Here is a 17,515-nt window from a genome sequence, read left to right as displayed (position 1 = left end):
GGAATAATCTTGATAAAATGCTTCTTAAAATTAAATTTGATAGGTATTAAAATGGTTATTGCTGTTGATTTTGGTCGGGTTGCTGCCGAGCCAAATCCCTTGGTTAGGAATTGGAGTTCGATTCTTCAAGTACTGGGGGCCTCTTTACTTATAGCGTTATGTGCTCAAATAAAAGTAACATTACCGTTTACGCCTGTTCCTATAACGATGCAAACGTTGGCCATCTTGCTAGTTGGGGCTACCTTAGGCAGTCGTAAAGGAGCATTGGCGGTCTTAGCATATTTTTCTGAAATTTTAATGGGCTTACCTGTTTTATCCAATGCAGCTATTGATCCGCTCGTATTTTTAGGACCCAAAGCGGGCTATGTTCTTGGCTTTTTAGTACAAGCTTATTGCATGGGCTGGATGGTTGAGAGAATGAAAGTATTTAGTGTTTCGCGCGTTTTCTTGGCGGGTCTTGTCGCTTGTACATTAGAAATGAGTTTAGGTGTGTTAGGATTGGCTCCTTATGTAGGTTGGAATAATGTCTTGTGGATGGGCGTTTATCCTTTCTTAGTTGGAGAAATCGTAAAAGTATGCGTCATGTGTTACATTCTCAAGCGTTCTTCTTTTGCATCTATTGAGCAACACGGCTAAACCATTTTAAGCCTTTGCAAAATCGCGAAGATTGGCCAAGAGCTTTGTGTATAGGGCTTTTTGAGTGTTGATGAATCTCAAAAAGCCTTTAGAATTTTGCAATCTTGACTCAAAGCCTAAAAATTGTTAAAATATTTGAGTCTACATTCCTTAAGTTCTATCCCTAAATGGAAAGGGAGATGGCTTAGAACGTTTAAAAAGAAGGATTTATTATGTTAGTCGATGCGATTTTCACCGCTCTTAGGACGCAGCCTAAACAAAACTGTTTCTTTTCTGTTCTTTCTATCCATCATCATTCTCTCCATTCTTTCCATTCTTGCTAAGCGCATTTTTTTAAGTTTTTTTCACAGTTTACCGATTTGTCCTCACTATCTAGTTCTCTCTTTATTTGAGTAAGGCTGCTTTTAACTATTTCAGGATGTAGCCCTTTAGATAGGAACGAAGGATTTTTATTGTTCAAATACTTATTAGGGATAAAAAATGAATATTTCGATCTTTATTACTCTCGTTGTTGTCATTCAATTGATGTGCTTTTTTGCAGGCAAAAGAGCCACCAAAAATCTAAACACGCAAAGCGATTATTTTTTAGCTGGCAAAGAGGTACGCTTTTTCCCCTTGCTAATGACTTTTGTTGCGACACAAATTGGAGGGGGTCTTATACTAGGATCGGCCGAGGAGGCCTATCGTTATGGTTGGAGCGTCATGCTTTATCCTATGGGAGCCTGCTTGGGATTCGTCCTCTTGGCTACCGGCATTGGAAAAAAAATGGCTCAATTTCAAGTCTCGACGGTGGCTCAATTATTCGAAGTCGTCTATCAATCACGCCTCCTCAAGCAATTAGCTTCTTTGCTATCGATTGTGTCGCTCTTCATGATTCTGGTGGCTCAAGTCATTGCCTCTAAGAAGTTTATGGTTAGTTTAGGCGTCGATCAACCTATCCTCTTCATGGCTTTTTGGGCCTTGATCATTGTCTACACAGTGATGGGCGGATTAAAGGCCGTTGTTTCGATAGACATTATACAAGCCCTTTTCTTTATTGCCGTTTTTGCCGGAGGTTTTTTCTATGTCCTCTACTTTCAAGATTCTGCATGGACTCTTGCTTGGCAAGGGGGGCTCGGGGGGGGGGCTTTCGACTATAATGTTTCGAAGTTGAGTGGTTGGCTTCTCATGCCATTGCTTTTCATGGTTATCGAACAAGACATGGCTCAGCGCTGCTTTGCGGCGCAATCGCCCCGTGTTGTGACACAAGCTGCAGCTTGTGCAGCCGTTTGCACTTTGACCGTTTGCATCATTCCGATCTTTTTTGGGATCTTAGGCAAGCAAATGGATCTTGCTGTGCCAGAGGGATCGAGCGTTTTCATGGAAGCCGTTAAAGCGGTGACTAATCCAACGTTTGCCGCCTTTCTGGGCTGTGCGGTCTTGATGGCGATTATTTCAACAGCCATTTCTTTGCTGAATGCTGTGAGTTCCAATCTCAGCCAGGACTTTGACTTTACAACCCTTGTCAAGTTGGATAGTGTGGCTATTTCCCGCTGGCTGACAGCCGGTGTTGGCTCGGCGGCTTTCATTGGGTCATTTCTTTTTTTGGACAAATTGTCGATCTCTTGATTCAAAGTTACGAATTATCTGTCTGTTGCTTGTTTGTCCCAGTCTTAGCAGCCTTGTTGAGAAAGCGCGGCTCGACTGTATCGGCCTTTTTAGCCATGCTATGTGGAGGAATAGGCTTTTGTTTTTTCCGCGCCTTGTCAATCGATTTTCCAAAAGAAATTTTGAGCATCTCTTTTTCTCTATGTGGATATGGAGCTGGAGTCATTTGGATGAAATGGAAGGGGGGAATGGAAGAAGAGGCTCAAGTCTTGAATAACACGACTTCTTAAGCCTATCTCAGAATGGAGACACTTCGGTTGTCTCCATTCTGATGTTTGGACTATTACAAAGCTGTTATTATGCGAGATCCGCAGTTATGAGAGGTTAAAATCTTTTGTGGCTAAACATTCATGTTGGGCATGAGTGAATCGCAATACCGCTTGCCGGCCGCAATTCCCTTTGGAGCGATTTGATTCAAATCCTCCAAGTCTTTATGGGACAAGTGGATTGATAGAGCCTTAAGATTTTCTTCTAAATAACGCACCTGCTTAGTTCCAGGAATTGGGATGATCTCGTCTTTTTGAGCCAATACCCATGCTAAAGCTAGTTGAGAGGGGGTGCAATCCTTTTTTGCAGCCATGGCTTCGATGGCGTGTACCAGGGCTAAATTTTGCTGAAAATTATTGCCTTGAAAACGGGGTGTTTGCCTCCTGTAATCGTCTTCTGCAAGTTCATTGACACTTTTGATTTTACCAGTTAAAAATCCTCTTCCTAAAGGGCTATAAGCAACAAATCCTACCCCGAGCTCGCGGCAAGTGTCAAAAACATCCTCTTCCGGATCGCGGCTCCAAAGAGAGTATTCTGTCTGCAAGGCAGTGATCGGATGGACTTGATGAGCCCGACGCAAAGTCGATGAAGAGGCTTCTGAAAGCCCTAAATAGCGCACTTTTCCTTCCTTGACGAGTTGAGACATTGCCTCTACGGTGTATTCTATAGGGGTATGAGGATCAACCCGATGCTGATAATAAAGATCGATTGCTTCAACTTTTAAGCGCCTCAAGCTGGCTTCGCAAGCCATTCGTACATATTCAGGCTTCCCAGAAACGGCATTTGCATTAGGGCCTTGGGAGCGAAGGATTCCAAATTTAGTAGCCACTATGATTTGATCGTGCTTGCGACGAATGGCTTGTCCGATGAGCTCTTCATTTTTACCCGAGCCGTACATATCTGCCGTATCTAAAAAGTTAAGGCCTAGATCGAGTGCACGGTGAATTGTGGCAATCGATTCTTCAGCGGCCGCAGGTCCGTAGAATTCTGACATTCCCATGCATCCCAAGCCGATGGCAGAGACGGTTAATAGGCTTGCTCCAAGGCGCCTTTGTTGTATTGTCATTGTTTCTCCTTTGCTCTATTAACCTGAGTATTTTGGTTTTCGATGATCATCATAAGAGGAGCTCAAAGACGGAACTATTTCAAATATTTTATATGTCTATTTAATTTTACAACGTGATAAAACTGAATTCAAGAACACAGCTTATTTGGAATCAAATAAAGGCTTATCTATGGTTTCTTCTCACCGCTTTCAAGTCGATGCAACTCCTCCCCAGAAACAAACGACGGGAGGGAGCCGCACAGACGTTACCCAACAAGAGTTAGCCGTTTTGAAGGGGATTTCGCTCTCGCTTTTACGCCTTCATCCAAAGGGTATTCGAGAGCCTCACTGGCATCCTAATGCCAATGAGCTTAGCTATTGTTTGGAAGGGCGTGCCTTGATGACTGTTTTTAGTCCAGGAGCTGTGCACGACACCTTCGTGATCGAGCCTGGAGCCCTGGCTTTTGTTCCCATGGGATCGATTCACCACATCGAAAATATTGGAGAAGAGCCTGTTAAATTGCTCATTTGCTTTGATCATGAAATGCCTGAAGACTTGAATCTCAGCTCTTCAGTGGCAGTTATGCCTTCAGAAATTTTGGGAGAAACATTTAGACAGAAGCCTGACTTTTTCTAAAAACCTACATGCGCAGCTTTCTCCAATTTTTATCGCAGAAAAGCCAAGAAGATTATTCGTTGATATGGCTTGGATGACAAATCGCTTGAAAATGAATCTGGAAGAGACTCATCCTCAAGTCCAAACAAAAGGAGGGACGGTGAAGATGAGCAATGACTTTTTGATGCCTGCCTTAGATAGGCTGGCAATGTATAGCCTAATGCTGGAGCCCAAAGGTGCAAGAGAGCCCCACTGGCATCCTAATGCGCATGAATTGAACTATCTCATCAGCGGACAAGCGCGCATTACTTTGCTTTCGCCAAACGGCGGGGTTGATACCTTTGACATGGTACCTGGAGACATGAGTTTTTTACCGCGAGGTTATTTGCATCACATTGCGAATACAGGCGATTCAAAGGCCCTTTTTGCCATCTTTTTTAACCACGCTGCGCCCTCAGATATTGGATTATCGGGGTGTTTGGGAGCCTACTCAAATGAAGTGCTAGCTTCACTATTTAACGTTCCGAGTTCCTACTTTGAGCATTTGCCTAAGTACCAACACGACCTATTTGTCGTAGGGGGCGGATAAATTGGTCATCTATACTCTTCCTCAACCCAATATCCTTAAAGGCAGCTCTTATGCTCTTCTGGCTTTTTTTCTCATGGCCATATTTGGAGTATTGACGAAAAGTGCAAGTGTTGAAGGGTCGATTTATTGGGTTAGTCTGCTGACGTATGCAACAGGCCTTGCCTTGATGTTCCCCATGGTTTATAAAGAGGGGGTGGAGGCCTTTAGAACCTCTCATATTGGCTATCATTTGGGCCGGGTGGGATTCGGATTGGCTGCAAGCCTTCTCTATACCCTTTCTTTAAGGGAAGTTCCGCTGGTTAATGCGACGCTCCTTTTCAATGCGGCTCCTCTTTTCATCCCCATTCTTTCTCTTTTTATGCTAAAGCAAAAAGTATCTATGTTTACCTGGTGGGCTGTTTTGGTTGGATTCATTGGCATTGTGATCATTATTAAACCAACTGCTTCGATTGTGGAGCATCCTGGCAATGTGATTGGTTTGGCATCAGGCATTTCACTGGCCATTGCTTACGTATTTATTAAAATGCTATCGCCAACCGATTCGATTGAACGCATTGTTTTTTATTTTTTCTTTTTTTCTACTTGCATCCAGCTTCTTTTTCTCCCTTCTTTTTCCGATCAACCACCCTCTTGGCATACCATTGGCTTTTCACTAGCTGCTGGAATTGCCTTTTATTATGCACAAATGAGCTTGGCAAAGGCCTACGAATATGCGACTGCACCTGAAGTTGGAACTTTTCAATATTCTTCGGTTGTTTTTGTCGGGATTCTCGATTGGATGATTTGGAAGCAAGTGCCTCCTATTTCAGATTTGCTTGGCGTCTTACTAGTCATCGTGGCTGGATTTCTAATCATGAAAAATTCTAATTTGTCTAAAAAAGTATCGCTGCCCATTTCCCCTTACGATTCAACCAATTCCAATCCATTTGAGAATTAGAAAAGGGTATGATAAAAGGGAATAGGTATAATTTAAAATAAATGAACAAAAATTTTAGATGGTCATCAGGAGGAATTATATGCGGTTCTTGCGATATTCGCTTTTCAGTTTAGGTGTAGGCTTTTTGTTGCCGTTTACTCTTTTGGCGGAGACAGAAACGCATAAGATTGATGATAAACAATGGGAAGAGCGGCGCGAAGAGTGGTGGCGCCAGCAAAAGATTGAGCAGGAGAAAAAAGATGCTGCGAAAAGGGAACAAGAGCGCATCGACGAGGCTCACCGCCAGGAGGCGCGTGTGCAAGAGGGGGTTGATGCAGCTCATCGCCAAGAGGGGAGAGTCCAAGAGCGAATCGATGCGGCCCATAGGCAAGAGCGGCGCATTGAAGAAGCTATTCAGATGAGAAGGCTACAGGATCGCCGCATTGACGATCGTCGCTACGAGCAACAGCAAGCAGAGCGGCGCAGGCAAGACTCGAGGCGTTAAGCAGAAAAGATAAAGCCCCGGCGTTTTTTACATCTCATTATTTTTTATACCCATAGTGCCTCTCACTATGGGTTTTAAAATCTGGCCTACAAACTCTTAAAGCATCTTTGTAAGACCGGATGTTGGCGCTATGAAAAACCTTTAGCCCTCTAACTCACTTCTATCTTTCCTAAGCTAAAGACATACGCCCTCGGTTATAGTTTCCTATCCGCTACAGCTTAAACATCCCTCTTCAGGAGTCAAAGAGCAGGCTGGAGAGGATGCTAAAGCGTCTGCCTTGTGTTCAACGGTAAATTTGATAGCATCGGCGGCGGCCTTAGTTCTTAAGTAGTACTGGCCTGTTTTGAGTCCTTTTTTCCAAGCATAAAAATGCATGGAGCTCAATTTGGCAAACGTTGGATTTTGAATAAACAAATTGAGAGAATGGGACTGGCAGATGAAGGCTCCGCGGTCGGCTGCCATGTCGATCAAGGTTTTTTGCTTAATTTCCCAAACAGTTTTGTAAAGTGCTTTGATGGATGCAGGAATGCTATCTATGGATTGAATGGACCCATTGGCAGCAATGATTTGATTTTTTAGCCGATCACTCCAAAGGCCTAAGCGTACCAAATCGCGTAGTAAATGTTTATTGACGACGATGAATTCGCCTGATAAGACGCGGCGCGTATAGAGGTTGGAGGTGTAAGGCTCAAAGCATTCATTATTACCCAAAATCTGTGAGGTGGAGGCCGTAGGCATGGGAGCCAGAAGCAAGGAATTGCGTACGCCATATTGGGCAATTTCCCGTTTCAAGAGTTCCCAATCCCAGCGATTGCTCGGCTTTATTCCCCACATGTCGTATTGCAATATTCCTTGGGAGATGGGAGATCCCTCATAACTTGAGTAGCGGCCTTCGCTTTTAGCTAAATCTTTGGAGGATGATAAAGCGGCGTAGTAGATCGTTTCAAAAATGGCTTGATTGAGCTCTTGGGCTTCTTTTGATTCAAAAGGCATCCGAAGTAAGATGAAAACGTCTGCCAATCCTTGTACACCTATTCCAAGCGGGCGATGGCGCAGGTTGGAGTTGCGCGCCCCTTCAACCGGATAATCATTGTAGTCAATAATCCGGTTGAGATTTTTAGTCACGACTCTTGTCACTTCATAAAGCTTTTGATGGTCAAATACACCCTCTTTAACAAAGCGAGGAAGCGCCAAAGAAGCGAGATTGCAAACGGCTATTTCGTCGGCAGAGGTGTATTCGACGATTTCGGCGCATAGATTGCTCGATTGAATGGTTCCCAAGTTTTGTTGATTCGACTTCCGATTGCAGGCATCTTTGTAAACAAGGTATGGGTTGCCTGTTTCGATTTGAGATTCTAATGTCTTAAACCATAGCTCCTGAGCCTTGATTGTTTTACGTGCCCGTCCTTCCTTTTCGTAGCGGATGTAGAGCGACTCAAATTCTTTTCCCCAGCAAAGATTTAAGCCTGGGGCTTCATTCGGGCAAAACAAGGACCAATCGCCTCCTTCTTCGACGCGCTTCATGAAGAGGTCAGGGATCCAAAGGGCCGTAAAGAGGTCACGTGCACGCACTTCTTCTTTGCCATGGTTTTTACGTAGGTCTAGAAAATCTAAAATGTCGGCATGCCATGGCTCTAAATAAATGGCAAAGGATCCTTTGCGCTTTCCACCGCCTTGATCGACATAACGAGCCGTATCGTTAAAGACCCGCAGCATAGGAAGGATGCCATTTGAGGTTCCGCCTGTTCCCCTGATGTATGAGCCTGTTGCCCGTACATCGTGAATACTAAGTCCAATCCCGCCGGCCGATTGGGATATTTTAGCACACTGTTTCAGCGTGTCAAAAATGCCTTCTATGCTGTCTTCTTTGATCTGTAACAGGAAGCAAGAAGACATTTGAGGCTTGGGCGTTCCTGCATTAAAGAGCGTTGGAGTCGCATGAATGAACCATCTTTCGCTCATCAAGTGGTAGGTTTCGATGGCTGATTCAATATCCTCTCTGTGAATCCCAATAGCAACTCTCATGAGCATGTGTTGGGGACGCTCGGCCACCTTGCCATGCATTTTTAGCAGGTAGGATTTTTCCAGGGTCTTAAATCCAAAGTAATCAAAGCCGAAATCACGGTCATAAATTAAAGTAGAGTCGAGGCATGCTGCATGCTGTTGGATGATCGCATGCACCTCTTCTGCAATCAAAGGAGCTGGCTTTTGGGTTTTGGGATCGGTGTAGTGGTAAAGCTCGTCGATTGTGCGCGAAAAAGACTTATGCGTATTTTTTTGAAGATTAGAAATGGCAATGCGGGAGGCCAGCAAGGCGTAATCCGGATGCGTGGCAGTCATCGTAGCAGCAACCTCGGCCGCCAAGTTGTCTAGCGCACTTGTTGTTACTCCATCGTAGATACCTTCGATGACCTTCATGGCTAGAACGATCGGACTGACGTGAATGGGGTCGAGTCCATAGCAAAGCTTTTGAATGCGCGCTGTAATTTTATCGAATTTGATGGGTTCTTTTCTTCCATCTCGTTTCATGACAAACATAGTTTTTTTGATCCTTAATAAAGTTTAAAATTCTTCAGACAAGGTAAAGACATGGGCCTCTTTATGGGCCATGACGCCAGACTTTTGATATTCAGAGACTCTTCTTTCAAAAAAGTTGGTTTTACCTTGCAAAGAGATCAATTCCATGAAATCGAATGGATTGGTGGCGTGGTAGATCTTCGCGCAGCCGAGGGCGACTAAGAGCCTGTCGGCCACAAATTCTATGTATTGACACATCATTTCGGCATTCATGCCAATGAGTTTGACCGGCAGGGCATCGACGACAAATTCTTTTTCGATTGCCACAGCATTGGCGATGATGGCTTGCACGACTTCATCTGGAAGGGGATAGGAAAGCTGTGAGTAGAGTAGGCAGGCAAAATCGCAGTGCAGTCCTTCATCGCGGGAGATGAGTTCATTGGCAAAGCTTAGACCTGGCATCAATCCTCGTTTTTTAAGCCAGAAAATAGAGCAGAAGCTGCCTGAAAAGAAGATTCCTTCCACTGCTGCAAAGGCAACGAGCCTTTCAGCAAAGCTGCCTTGGCTAATCCAACGAAGAGCCCAATGCCCTTTTTTAGAGACGCAGGGAACATTCTCCAAAGCATGAAAAAGGTAATTTTTCTCTTTGAGATCTTTGATGTAGGTGTCGATCAAGAGGGAATAGGCTTCCGAATGAATATTCTCAATCATGATCTGAAAACCGTAAAAGCAGCGCGCTTCTGGATATTGCACTTCATTCATGAAATTGACGGCTAAATTTTCGTTGACAATCCCATCGCTTGCTGCAAAAAAGGCTAATACATGCTTGATAAAGTGTTTCTCATCGTCGTTGAGTTTTCTTTCCCAATCTTGAATATCAATCGATAAGTCGATCTCTTCGGCCGTCCAAAAGCTGGCTTCAGCCTGTTTGTACATATTCCAGATCGCATGATGTTTAATGGGGAATAAAACGAATCGATCTTTGTTTTCTTGTAAAAGGGGTTCTAAATGAGTCATGGAGCTCCTGGCACTTAAGCATTCATTTTGATTCACATGACGTTAAAGACAAAAAATCCCGGCTCATTTTAATACTTCAAATGAGGGAACTTTTATTCATAAGTTCAGACCCATTGACAAGAAAATTTTGCCTTTTTGCGCCAAGGCAAGATGTTTCCTTACAAAGGGACCGGCTTGTAATTTTTATAGAAAGGGAAAAAGACGTTTGCACTGACTGTGGCAAACGAGGAATCATGCTAGGATTACTCTTTTTTCTCCCCATCCTGTCTTTAACGAGACAGTTTCATCCAAACGTTGGATGTGATGAGCATGAAAAAGCAGGTCTTCTGGCTTCGAGATCATCCTACAAGCTCAACCTTCCCGCCTTTAGCGACCATTAGATGGTCTAAAGCAGTGGTGGAACATTTACCCTTTAGGTAAATGTGAGCGTTCGTCACTCGTTACAGCGGCGTCACCGTAGGGGATTTACACCCCTTTCCCTATTCTCCTCGAGCCGTGGCTAGAGGCACTTTTTCACGGGTTCTTCTAGAATCAGAAAAACCTCATAATTGGATCCATTTTTAATGAGAATGGCCAAAGTTGTCAAGTTCAAATCTTTTCTAGGGTGTTTCCCCTTCGAAGTTATACCCCTAAGTATGAACTTATGCCTAAGGTGCTAAGGGTGAAGAAAAGAGGCTAGCCTTTCAGATTCTAAAATATCTCTCTTATCGGTATAATGAACAGGTTGGATTTAACATTCAGTTTTATTTGACATTTGTATATTAAGTAGTTGTGGTAGGATAGGCCGCCAGTTCCTTTGCAGCGTGTAGCCGATGAAGACAAGAAAAATTATTCACATTGACATGGATGCTTTTTATGCATCGGTGGAGATGCGCGATGATCCATCGCTTGCTTTGCGGCCGATTGCTGTTGGAGGGAGCCCAGACGGACGGGGAGTCATTTCCACTGCCAATTATTTAGCGCGTAAATTTGGCGTCCGCTCTGCCATACCATCTTGGAAGGCTAAACAGCTTTGCCCCGACCTCATCATTCTTCCAACCAATTTTGATAAATACAAACGCGAAAGCCGGGCCATTCATGAAATTTTTCATGCTTTTACCGACATCATCGAGCCGCTCTCTTTAGATGAGGCTTTTTTGGATGTGACCGAAGTAGAGGCATTAGGAGGCAGTGCGACTTTAATAGCACAAGACATTCGCAGGCGCATTTGGGAAGAGCGGCATTTGACCGCATCCGCAGGGGTGGCTCCTAATAAATTTTTGGCTAAGGTGGCAAGCGATTGGAACAAACCTAATGGAATCTTCGTCATTACGCCAAAGGAGATTGAGGGATTTGTGAAAGATCTGCCTGTGGACCAAATTTTTGGCATCGGTCATGTGACAGCCAAAAAATTACACGCTCTTAATCTCTATACTTGTGAAGACTTGCAGCAATTAGAGTTGACGACCCTGCATGATTATTTTGGCAGCCGGGCATGGACTCTTTACGAGCTTTGTCGTGGGATCGATAATCGCTCCGTTATGACCGACCGCCTTCGTAAATCATTGAGTGTAGAATCAACATTCATGCAGGACTTACAAACCCCTCAAGACTGTTTAGAACAAGTACCCGATCTCTATCAAAGATTGATGGTCCGCTATGAAAAAATCTCTGGCAACTACCACAGCAAGAAGCCATTTGTCAAAATCAAATTTGCTGACTTTATGACGACGACAGTTGAAAGCTCGCTTTATAAAGCGTTCGACATAAGCACTTACGAGGCTTTAATCAGGACGGGATGGGAACGTAAAAAAACGGCTGTTCGCCTGCTTGGAATCGGCATGAGTTTGAGCTCTGGCGAAGAGATTCAACTGACCCTCTTTTGACACGGGAATCGAATCACATTTTCCAATTACAGCGCCTTTCATTTTCTCATATTTCTCATAGATAATCATTTTCTTGTTCATTCCGCTGCAATCCTCACATGAGTGTATTCAATCAATAATAGGTTTATATGGTTAACTTTATTGTAAACATCGATCGTAAAATTGAAATGTGCTCACAAGAAGAGGTTAGAGCGAATTTAATGCACATAGGCAATATTTTTCACGGCAGACCGGTCAAGCCCCTGATTAATTTGAAAAACAGCTCGATTTGCATTCACTACATATTTACTAAAATGAATGGGCATTCTAAGCAGTGTTTTGAAGCTATTTTAGCTGATTTGACAGTCATTAGACTGACAGTTGGGTCTAGCAAACAGGTTTACACGCTCAGTCAAACTGCTCATTTTTTAAATCAGATTGGACAGCAGATTTTAAAGGTTCCTCTGGAAAATGGAGGGTTTTTTTGCGTTTACCTGAATGCTTGCAGGCGTTTTAATGCTCACGCTAAAGCGGAAAAGGTCTTAATGACTCCTCATCCGCTGAGCCGGCTAATCGCAGTGTCGGATTTGTTTAAGCATGTGATCAGCTTTTTAACCATTCCTGAGACGTGCCAGTTGAGTCGTTGTACAAAGGAGGTGCAGCGATTGGTATTAGAGAGTATCCATGAGCAAAAAAAATGTGAACAAGTAAGTGAATTGAAGAAGATTTTTAATTTAGTCAGCTTAGCTTGCGAAGAAATAGTTGTTAACATGAATGGGGCTTTTCATTTGCCTGCTTATCCATCTCGGCATTTTAAGACCAGAAAAGTGGAGAATTGCCTCCGGGTTTTTAGGGAGAGAAAGCCAGTAAATACTTTCCATATAGTTTCACAGATCAATCTAGCCAATGGATTTAGGTTTAAAAGTACACTAGGTGATTTAAAGAGCACTATGATGGGGGTAGATTACAACAAGTTATTAGAACTGGATATGTGTGCTTTAAACAGGATTAGAGAGGCATTAAAGGCTTTGGAGGGTATCGTAAAAAACGAGGGTTTGTTTGAGGGAATCGATGGAATTTCGGTTGCTCTTATTCGCCGTTTCATTGATTTATTGGACACGATTATGATCATAGCAAGCATTGCCGAATACAAATCCAAGATTCTAAAGTACTACTCAGGCCTACATAGAGATGAAACAGGCATGTGGAGAAGGATGCCGAACCTTAATTTTTCAAAGATCCAACAGGTCGTGCAAATGCGGATGAGAGAGGGTAGGAAAAATTTAGGCATTAGCTACGACACGATTAAAGTCTTTTCCTGTTCAGCTACCCATCCAAAAAGTTTAGATAACCTCATCAGGCGTGTGCGAAAGTGGCAATTACCTTAAAAGAGCTTCGTGGATTTATAGTGCAAGGAATCTGGGAAAAAGATGCCTTTGTTAATCAAAGTCTGTATCAGATTCAAGTGTTTCAAGAGATGCCAAAGAGTCTTCAGATTCAAAAGAATAGCAAGAATCTGTGTCAGCCTGCTGTTGATCCAGATGCATGCAACCGCGCATCATCTCTTCCAATTCACTGTCGACATCAATCGATTCCGTCTCCGTATCAATGAGAGGGATATGATTTAGTCCAACTTGAGAGGGGGTTGAATGAGGAGGAGAGCCTTCGCTGTTATTAGAATGGTCATTGCAGTGGGTTGAAGCCAGCAGTGATGCTTGCCAATCGGGGAGGTATAAATATCGTGGCGAAACGGTGCCAATCTCAACATATTCGCCATCATTTCCCCCCAAATAGATAGTCTTGTCTAAAATACGCTCATTCTTATCTTCCCTGGCAACAATCTCTTGGTAAATGCTATCGACGTTAGAGGCCGGGGCAAAGGTTTCTACTACTCCTCCAATAAAGCGCATTTGAGATAGGTAATTGAGGCTGCGCGAGACAAGGCTGCGCTGGCATTCTTGGTAAAGATACAAGGCAATTGTTTTAATCGATTGATCGGTACGATTGATAATGTTGACTTGGCGTCCATTCAGCAGCTTCAAAGCTTCTAGGGGATTTTGAACCGCTATTGCGGTTTGTTCTATGATTGTCATCCCTAGCTGAGGGGAGGAGATCTGAAAGGAGGGTATCATTCTAACTCTCTAAAAAATATAGTTATTAATATAGAAAAAAATTTTATTTTCAATGAGAGATAGGCTCGCGCGCAATTGCAAACGCGAATCTGCAAAACTGAGTTCAAAGACAAAAAACCTCTCGTCAGAGCCGGAGCCGAAGACAGTACATATTGAAGAAATCACTCATGAGGGACTTCTTTAAATGAGCGATGCTCATTTAAAATTGATTAGGGAAGAGTTGATTGATTTAGAAAAGGTCATCAATCATCTGTTTTTTAGCAATCAGACTGACTTTATTTCGGTCAATGAGACCAGCCATTTCATCGATCTATTAGAGAGGATGGCAAAGAGCGTGGGAGATTTAAAGATTCTTTCTTTGGAATTTAACTCTTTTCTGGACAATACTTTTTGTTGAGAGATTATACGCAGGTGATCGAATGAAAACAGAGTGGCGTCTTAGGCCAAGTATAAAAACTTCAACGGAAGGGGATAATCTGCCTCCCTATGCGGGGTCACGTGATCTTCAAAACCCTCCCTGCATCCATCACACATCAAGGACCCTTCTACCTGCTTGATCAGGTTAAGAGGTGTTGCTACGACGTCCAGAGCCGCATTCGCAATCCATCCAAAAGGAACAACGGCTTCCAGTGCGCCACGCGCCACTTGTGCGATGCCTGTCATGAGGGCTTCACTATACCAGTGCCCAATAATAGCGCCTTCGGTCACATTGCGCTGACCCACAGTTAGCGTCGCGGCAATTATACCCAAGCCCGTGGCCATGCGGACGCAGCCGGATACAGTTGAAATTGCTGGCATGTACCCTAGTACGTTCAAAATTCCATTGTGAATGCGCAAAGCCGTGATGACGACGTTTCTCAAAGCACGTGGCATGTAAACATTGTCATGATGCCGCATATTAAATGTCTGGCGGTTGACTGAGCAAATACCATAGGCATTTAGCATGATAAATCCTTAATTTTTATAATGTTTAACATCAAATCGACCGAGAGATTCATAAACGCAAAGGAGAAGCGAGGTCGCTCACGAAATAATTAAAGTGAAAAATATTTTTTTATTTCGCTTAAAAATTTAAACGAAAATTGTTAAGGAAATATAAGGCTATTGTAAGGATTGTGGGTAGTCCTAAGCCAGCATGGCATTTAGGACTACCGGGATTAGCGGCGAACTCTAATAAATTCGATCTTCCTATCCTAACCTTCTATGCAATTATCGATGACGAAGATTTCTTTCGCTTTTCCGGTTTTCAGGCTGTAAACCGATCCAACAATAATGATTTGGCCGTTTTGTACTGCATTTGAAATAATAGCCGATTTTTCCATCAATTGCCTTGCTGCATAAGCAATATTGGCTCTTGTAGACTCTTCGAGTGCATTTGGACCGTAAATATCAATGCCTGCATCAACAATGGCTTTTTCGATAGGAATAAGGACAGCATTCAAGACGCCATTTTCCGGATCTATCACACCGCCGTTTAGTCTTAAGCGATCGAGTGCGCCGCTAACAGCGCCGCAATTCTCATGACCCATCACTACGACTGTCGTGACGTTCCAAGTGTCAACTGCGAAGGCAATACTATCGACTACCTGATCGCCAGCCGTATTCCCAGCTACACGGGGACAAAAAATGCTACCCAGCCCTTGATTGAAAATAAGCTCGGGAGGCGTTCTTGAATCGGCACAGGAGAGGACGACAAAAGCAGGATTTTGACCATTTGCAGTTTTCTTTCTTTGTTTGATGTATTTTGGATTCTTAATAAATTTCCGATTCAATTTTTGTAGATAGTGCCAATCGTGCTTAGAACCGCATTCACATTCCGATGTCGCTTGAATCGAGGCGCTCGAAAAGACGAGCAAGAATAGTAGTAAAAAAAAATTAGGTTTCATAAAAACCGTGTCCTTGTTGTTTTTCCCTTACGACACTATAAAATTTTTATTTTATGTTACAACATGAAAGTATTCGATCTTCACTAGGCAGACCCTTTGGATGGGAAGAATCAGATCCGATGGAACCGGTCAATAATGGTATCGTAGAGGTGATGGGAGTGGTTTGCTTAGTTTTTTGCGAATTTAGAAATGAAAGAGTGAAGGGGATTGTAACGCTGCACGCGCCGCTGGTCGACCTATCGCAGTGTGAGGTCAAAGGTCGGAGGAGGTGGGATTCGAACCCACGGTACGTGTTTAGCGTACACACGCTTTCCAAGCGTGCTCCTTAAGCCACTCGGACACTCCTCCAGAAGAAGGTAAAAGCTTAAAATAAACTGATTTATGTTGCAAGCATAAACCTTATGCAAGCAGGAGCAAAAAACGGTTATTGCGGCGAAAAATGACTGAAGGCCTGTTCGGCATCTGGATCCATATCCATGGCGTCATATTTGACAGGGGTATAGTTGACAAACTGGGCAAATTCTTTGCGGAAGGTCAGGTTGACACTGCCCACGCTTCCGTGACGGTTTTTGGCGACGATGAGTTCGGCCATGCCTGGTTTGTCTAATGGATCGTAATATTCTCTTCGCAAAAGGAACATGACGATATCGGAGTCTTGCTCGATACTTCCACTTTCGCGCAAGTCACTCATCATAGGTCTATGGCCGGGCCGCTCTTCTACTTTTCGCGATAGCTGAGAAAGGCAGATGATGGGGATATTGAGCTCGCGCGCTAGGTTTTTGAGCATGCGGGAAATTTCAGAAATTTCATTCTGGCGGCTTTCTGAATTGCGATTTGAACCCGAACCTGAAAGAAGTTGAAGGTAATCGATGATCAGGAGGCCTATGCCATAGCTTTCCTTCATGCGGCGGGCTCTTGCGCGAAGGTCGGTGATCTTTAATCCCGCTTGATCGTCGATGATCATGACATGTTTTTGCATTTCGTTGACGGCGCCGACGATGCGTTGATACTCCATGCCATTTAAAGCGCCTGTCTTGATCTTATCGGATTCCACTTCGGCTTGCGAGCACACAATGCGATGCACAAGCTGTTCGGCAGACATTTCGAGAGAGAATATTCCGACTGGGATTTTATTCTTGAAGCAGACATTTTCGGCAATGTTGATTGCAAAGGAGGTTTTTCCCATTGCAGGACGGGCAGCTAGAATCATTAGGTTCGAGTTATTCAATCCATTGACCATTTTGTCAAAATCGACGAAGTGAGAGGGGAGTCCGCTAATGCCTGAGTCTTCGGGCCCTTTTAATGCATACTTTTCTTGCTTTTCTTGAAGCTCTTTTAAATAAGGAACGCCCGATTCAGAACGCAAGCCAGAGAAAATGTCTTGAATAATGACACCAGCAGACGGACTGGAAGCCTGGCTGATTTTAAAGAGCAGCTGCTGCGCCTCATCAAGGGAAGCTTGAACATCTAACGGCTCTTCCAGGGCAGTTTTTTCTATCATCTGCGCGGCGTGTATCATCTTGCGCAAGACAGACTTGTTCTGCACCAATTCAACATACTCTTCAATGAAGGCTGATGTTCCTGCGTATTGAGCAAGCGTTGCAAGATAAGCTACGCCACCTACTGCGCTCAGCTTGTCTTGTCGCTTGAGTTCTTCGGCAACGAGATGGATATCGGCCGGCTTATCTTTCTTATAGGAAGTCTTAAGGATTTGAAAGATGATTTTATGTTCGGTAAAATAAAAGTCAGAATCATCCAAGCCATCGGCCGCAATATTGAGGCCATTGACGCTGGTCAGCATGCAGCCGAGCACCATCATTTCCGATTCTTTTGAGTGAGGAGCAACTTTGACTTTGACGTTTGATTCTACCATGGCCGAGCTCTATTTTTTATGATAG

Annotated in this window: 17 protein-coding genes, 1 tRNA gene and 1 riboswitch; of the genes, 10 read left to right on the top strand and 8 right to left on the bottom strand. The window is 43.7% G+C overall.

Features of this window, described 5'->3' with window-relative positions; all coding sequences use genetic code 11:
* Nucleotides 1-51: 51 nt before the first annotated feature.
* From PNK_RS10825 to PNK_RS13800, 3 genes are all read left to right on the top strand, one after another.
* Nucleotides 52-636 (top strand): biotin transporter BioY, encoded by a 585-nt coding sequence (locus PNK_RS10825; RefSeq protein WP_051981755.1) that lies wholly within the window; start codon nt 52-54, stop codon nt 634-636.
* Nucleotides 637-1,116: 480 nt separating this feature from the next.
* Nucleotides 1,117-2,244 (top strand): sodium:solute symporter family transporter, encoded by a 1,128-nt coding sequence (locus tag PNK_RS10820; protein ID WP_231909250.1) that lies wholly within the window; start codon nt 1,117-1,119, stop codon nt 2,242-2,244.
* Nucleotides 2,241-2,513 (top strand): hypothetical protein, encoded by a 273-nt coding sequence (locus tag PNK_RS13800; protein WP_231909249.1) that lies wholly within the window; start codon nt 2,241-2,243, stop codon nt 2,511-2,513. The genes PNK_RS10820 and PNK_RS13800 overlap by 4 nt, the downstream gene beginning before the upstream one ends.
* A gap of 110 nt (nt 2,514-2,623) precedes the next feature.
* Here PNK_RS13800 and PNK_RS10815 read toward each other — a convergent pair whose 3' ends face one another.
* Entirely contained in the window at nt 2,624-3,610 is a 987-nt protein-coding gene (locus PNK_RS10815) for an aldo/keto reductase (protein WP_032125784.1), read from the bottom strand.
* Between the two features lie 175 nt (nt 3,611-3,785).
* Here PNK_RS10815 and PNK_RS13795 point away from each other — a divergent pair, with 175 nt between their 5' ends.
* The 4 genes from PNK_RS13795 to PNK_RS10800 all read left to right on the top strand — a co-directional run bounded on the left by PNK_RS13795 (nt 3,786) and on the right by PNK_RS10800 (nt 6,221).
* A complete protein-coding gene (locus PNK_RS13795) occupies nt 3,786-4,232 on the top strand; it encodes a cupin domain-containing protein (protein WP_231909247.1) in 447 nt (148 codons plus the stop codon).
* A 73-nt stretch (nt 4,233-4,305) separates the two neighbouring features.
* Nucleotides 4,306-4,800 carry a cupin domain-containing protein gene (locus tag PNK_RS13790; protein WP_231909246.1) on the top strand — a complete coding sequence of 165 codons (495 nt, stop codon included), beginning with the start codon at nt 4,306-4,308 and terminating at the stop codon, nt 4,798-4,800.
* 1 nt (nt 4,801) lies between these two features.
* Complete coding sequence (locus tag PNK_RS10805; protein WP_032124486.1) at nt 4,802-5,737, top strand: DMT family transporter; 936 nt, start codon at nt 4,802-4,804, stop codon at nt 5,735-5,737.
* Between the two features lie 79 nt (nt 5,738-5,816).
* Nucleotides 5,817-6,221: a hypothetical protein gene (locus tag PNK_RS10800; protein WP_032124485.1), complete on the top strand. Its 405-nt coding sequence runs from the start codon at nt 5,817-5,819 to the stop codon at nt 6,219-6,221.
* 204 nt (nt 6,222-6,425) lie between these two features.
* Here the strand turns inward: PNK_RS10800 and PNK_RS10795 are convergent, their stop codons facing one another.
* Both PNK_RS10795 and PNK_RS10790 read right to left on the bottom strand, forming a co-directional pair.
* A complete protein-coding gene (locus tag PNK_RS10795; protein WP_059061986.1) occupies nt 6,426-8,759 on the bottom strand; it encodes a ribonucleoside-diphosphate reductase subunit alpha in 2,334 nt (777 codons plus the stop codon).
* Nucleotides 8,760-8,783: 24 nt separating this feature from the next.
* Nucleotides 8,784-9,755, bottom strand: coding sequence for a ribonucleoside-diphosphate reductase small subunit (locus tag PNK_RS10790; protein WP_032124483.1), 972 nt, complete (start codon nt 9,753-9,755; stop codon nt 8,784-8,786).
* Between the two features lie 299 nt (nt 9,756-10,054).
* Nucleotides 10,055-10,283: riboswitch (cobalamin riboswitch) on the bottom strand.
* Nucleotides 10,284-10,567: 284 nt separating this feature from the next.
* On the opposite strand from PNK_RS10790, the gene dinB reads away from it, so the two are divergent.
* Nucleotides 10,568-11,620 (top strand): DNA polymerase IV, encoded by a 1,053-nt coding sequence (dinB, locus tag PNK_RS10785; RefSeq protein WP_059061984.1) that lies wholly within the window; start codon nt 10,568-10,570, stop codon nt 11,618-11,620.
* A 128-nt stretch (nt 11,621-11,748) separates the two neighbouring features.
* Nucleotides 11,749-12,987 (top strand): hypothetical protein, encoded by a 1,239-nt coding sequence (locus PNK_RS10780; RefSeq protein WP_059061983.1) that lies wholly within the window; start codon nt 11,749-11,751, stop codon nt 12,985-12,987.
* A gap of 51 nt (nt 12,988-13,038) precedes the next feature.
* Here the strand turns inward: PNK_RS10780 and PNK_RS10775 are convergent, their stop codons facing one another.
* Complete coding sequence (locus PNK_RS10775) at nt 13,039-13,731, bottom strand: hypothetical protein (RefSeq protein WP_059061981.1); 693 nt, start codon at nt 13,729-13,731, stop codon at nt 13,039-13,041.
* Between the two features lie 184 nt (nt 13,732-13,915).
* Between PNK_RS10775 and PNK_RS10770 the strand changes: the two genes are divergently transcribed.
* The gene (locus PNK_RS10770; RefSeq protein ID WP_032124479.1) at nt 13,916-14,128 is read left to right on the top strand and encodes a hypothetical protein; all 213 of its coding nucleotides are present in this window, start codon (nt 13,916-13,918) and stop codon (nt 14,126-14,128) included.
* Between the two features lie 41 nt (nt 14,129-14,169).
* Here PNK_RS10770 and PNK_RS10765 read toward each other — a convergent pair whose 3' ends face one another.
* The 4 genes from PNK_RS10765 to dnaB form a co-directional block, all read right to left on the bottom strand.
* A complete protein-coding gene (locus PNK_RS10765) occupies nt 14,170-14,676 on the bottom strand; it encodes a hypothetical protein (RefSeq protein ID WP_059061979.1) in 507 nt (168 codons plus the stop codon).
* A gap of 248 nt (nt 14,677-14,924) precedes the next feature.
* A complete protein-coding gene (locus tag PNK_RS10760; protein WP_059061977.1) occupies nt 14,925-15,617 on the bottom strand; it encodes a carbonic anhydrase in 693 nt (230 codons plus the stop codon).
* A 260-nt stretch (nt 15,618-15,877) separates the two neighbouring features.
* Nucleotides 15,878-15,965: transfer RNA gene (locus tag PNK_RS10755), tRNA-Ser, on the bottom strand.
* A gap of 76 nt (nt 15,966-16,041) precedes the next feature.
* Nucleotides 16,042-17,490 (bottom strand): replicative DNA helicase, encoded by a 1,449-nt coding sequence (gene dnaB / locus PNK_RS10750; protein WP_032124477.1) that lies wholly within the window; start codon nt 17,488-17,490, stop codon nt 16,042-16,044.
* Between the last annotated feature and the right edge of the window lie 25 nt (nt 17,491-17,515).

The sequence above is a fragment of the Candidatus Protochlamydia naegleriophila genome (assembly GCF_001499655.1).
GTDB lineage: Bacteria > Chlamydiota > Chlamydiia > Chlamydiales > Parachlamydiaceae > Protochlamydia > Protochlamydia naegleriophila.
Note: the sequence above shows the minus strand (reverse complement) of the source record. Positions and strands in the feature narration are given on the sequence as shown.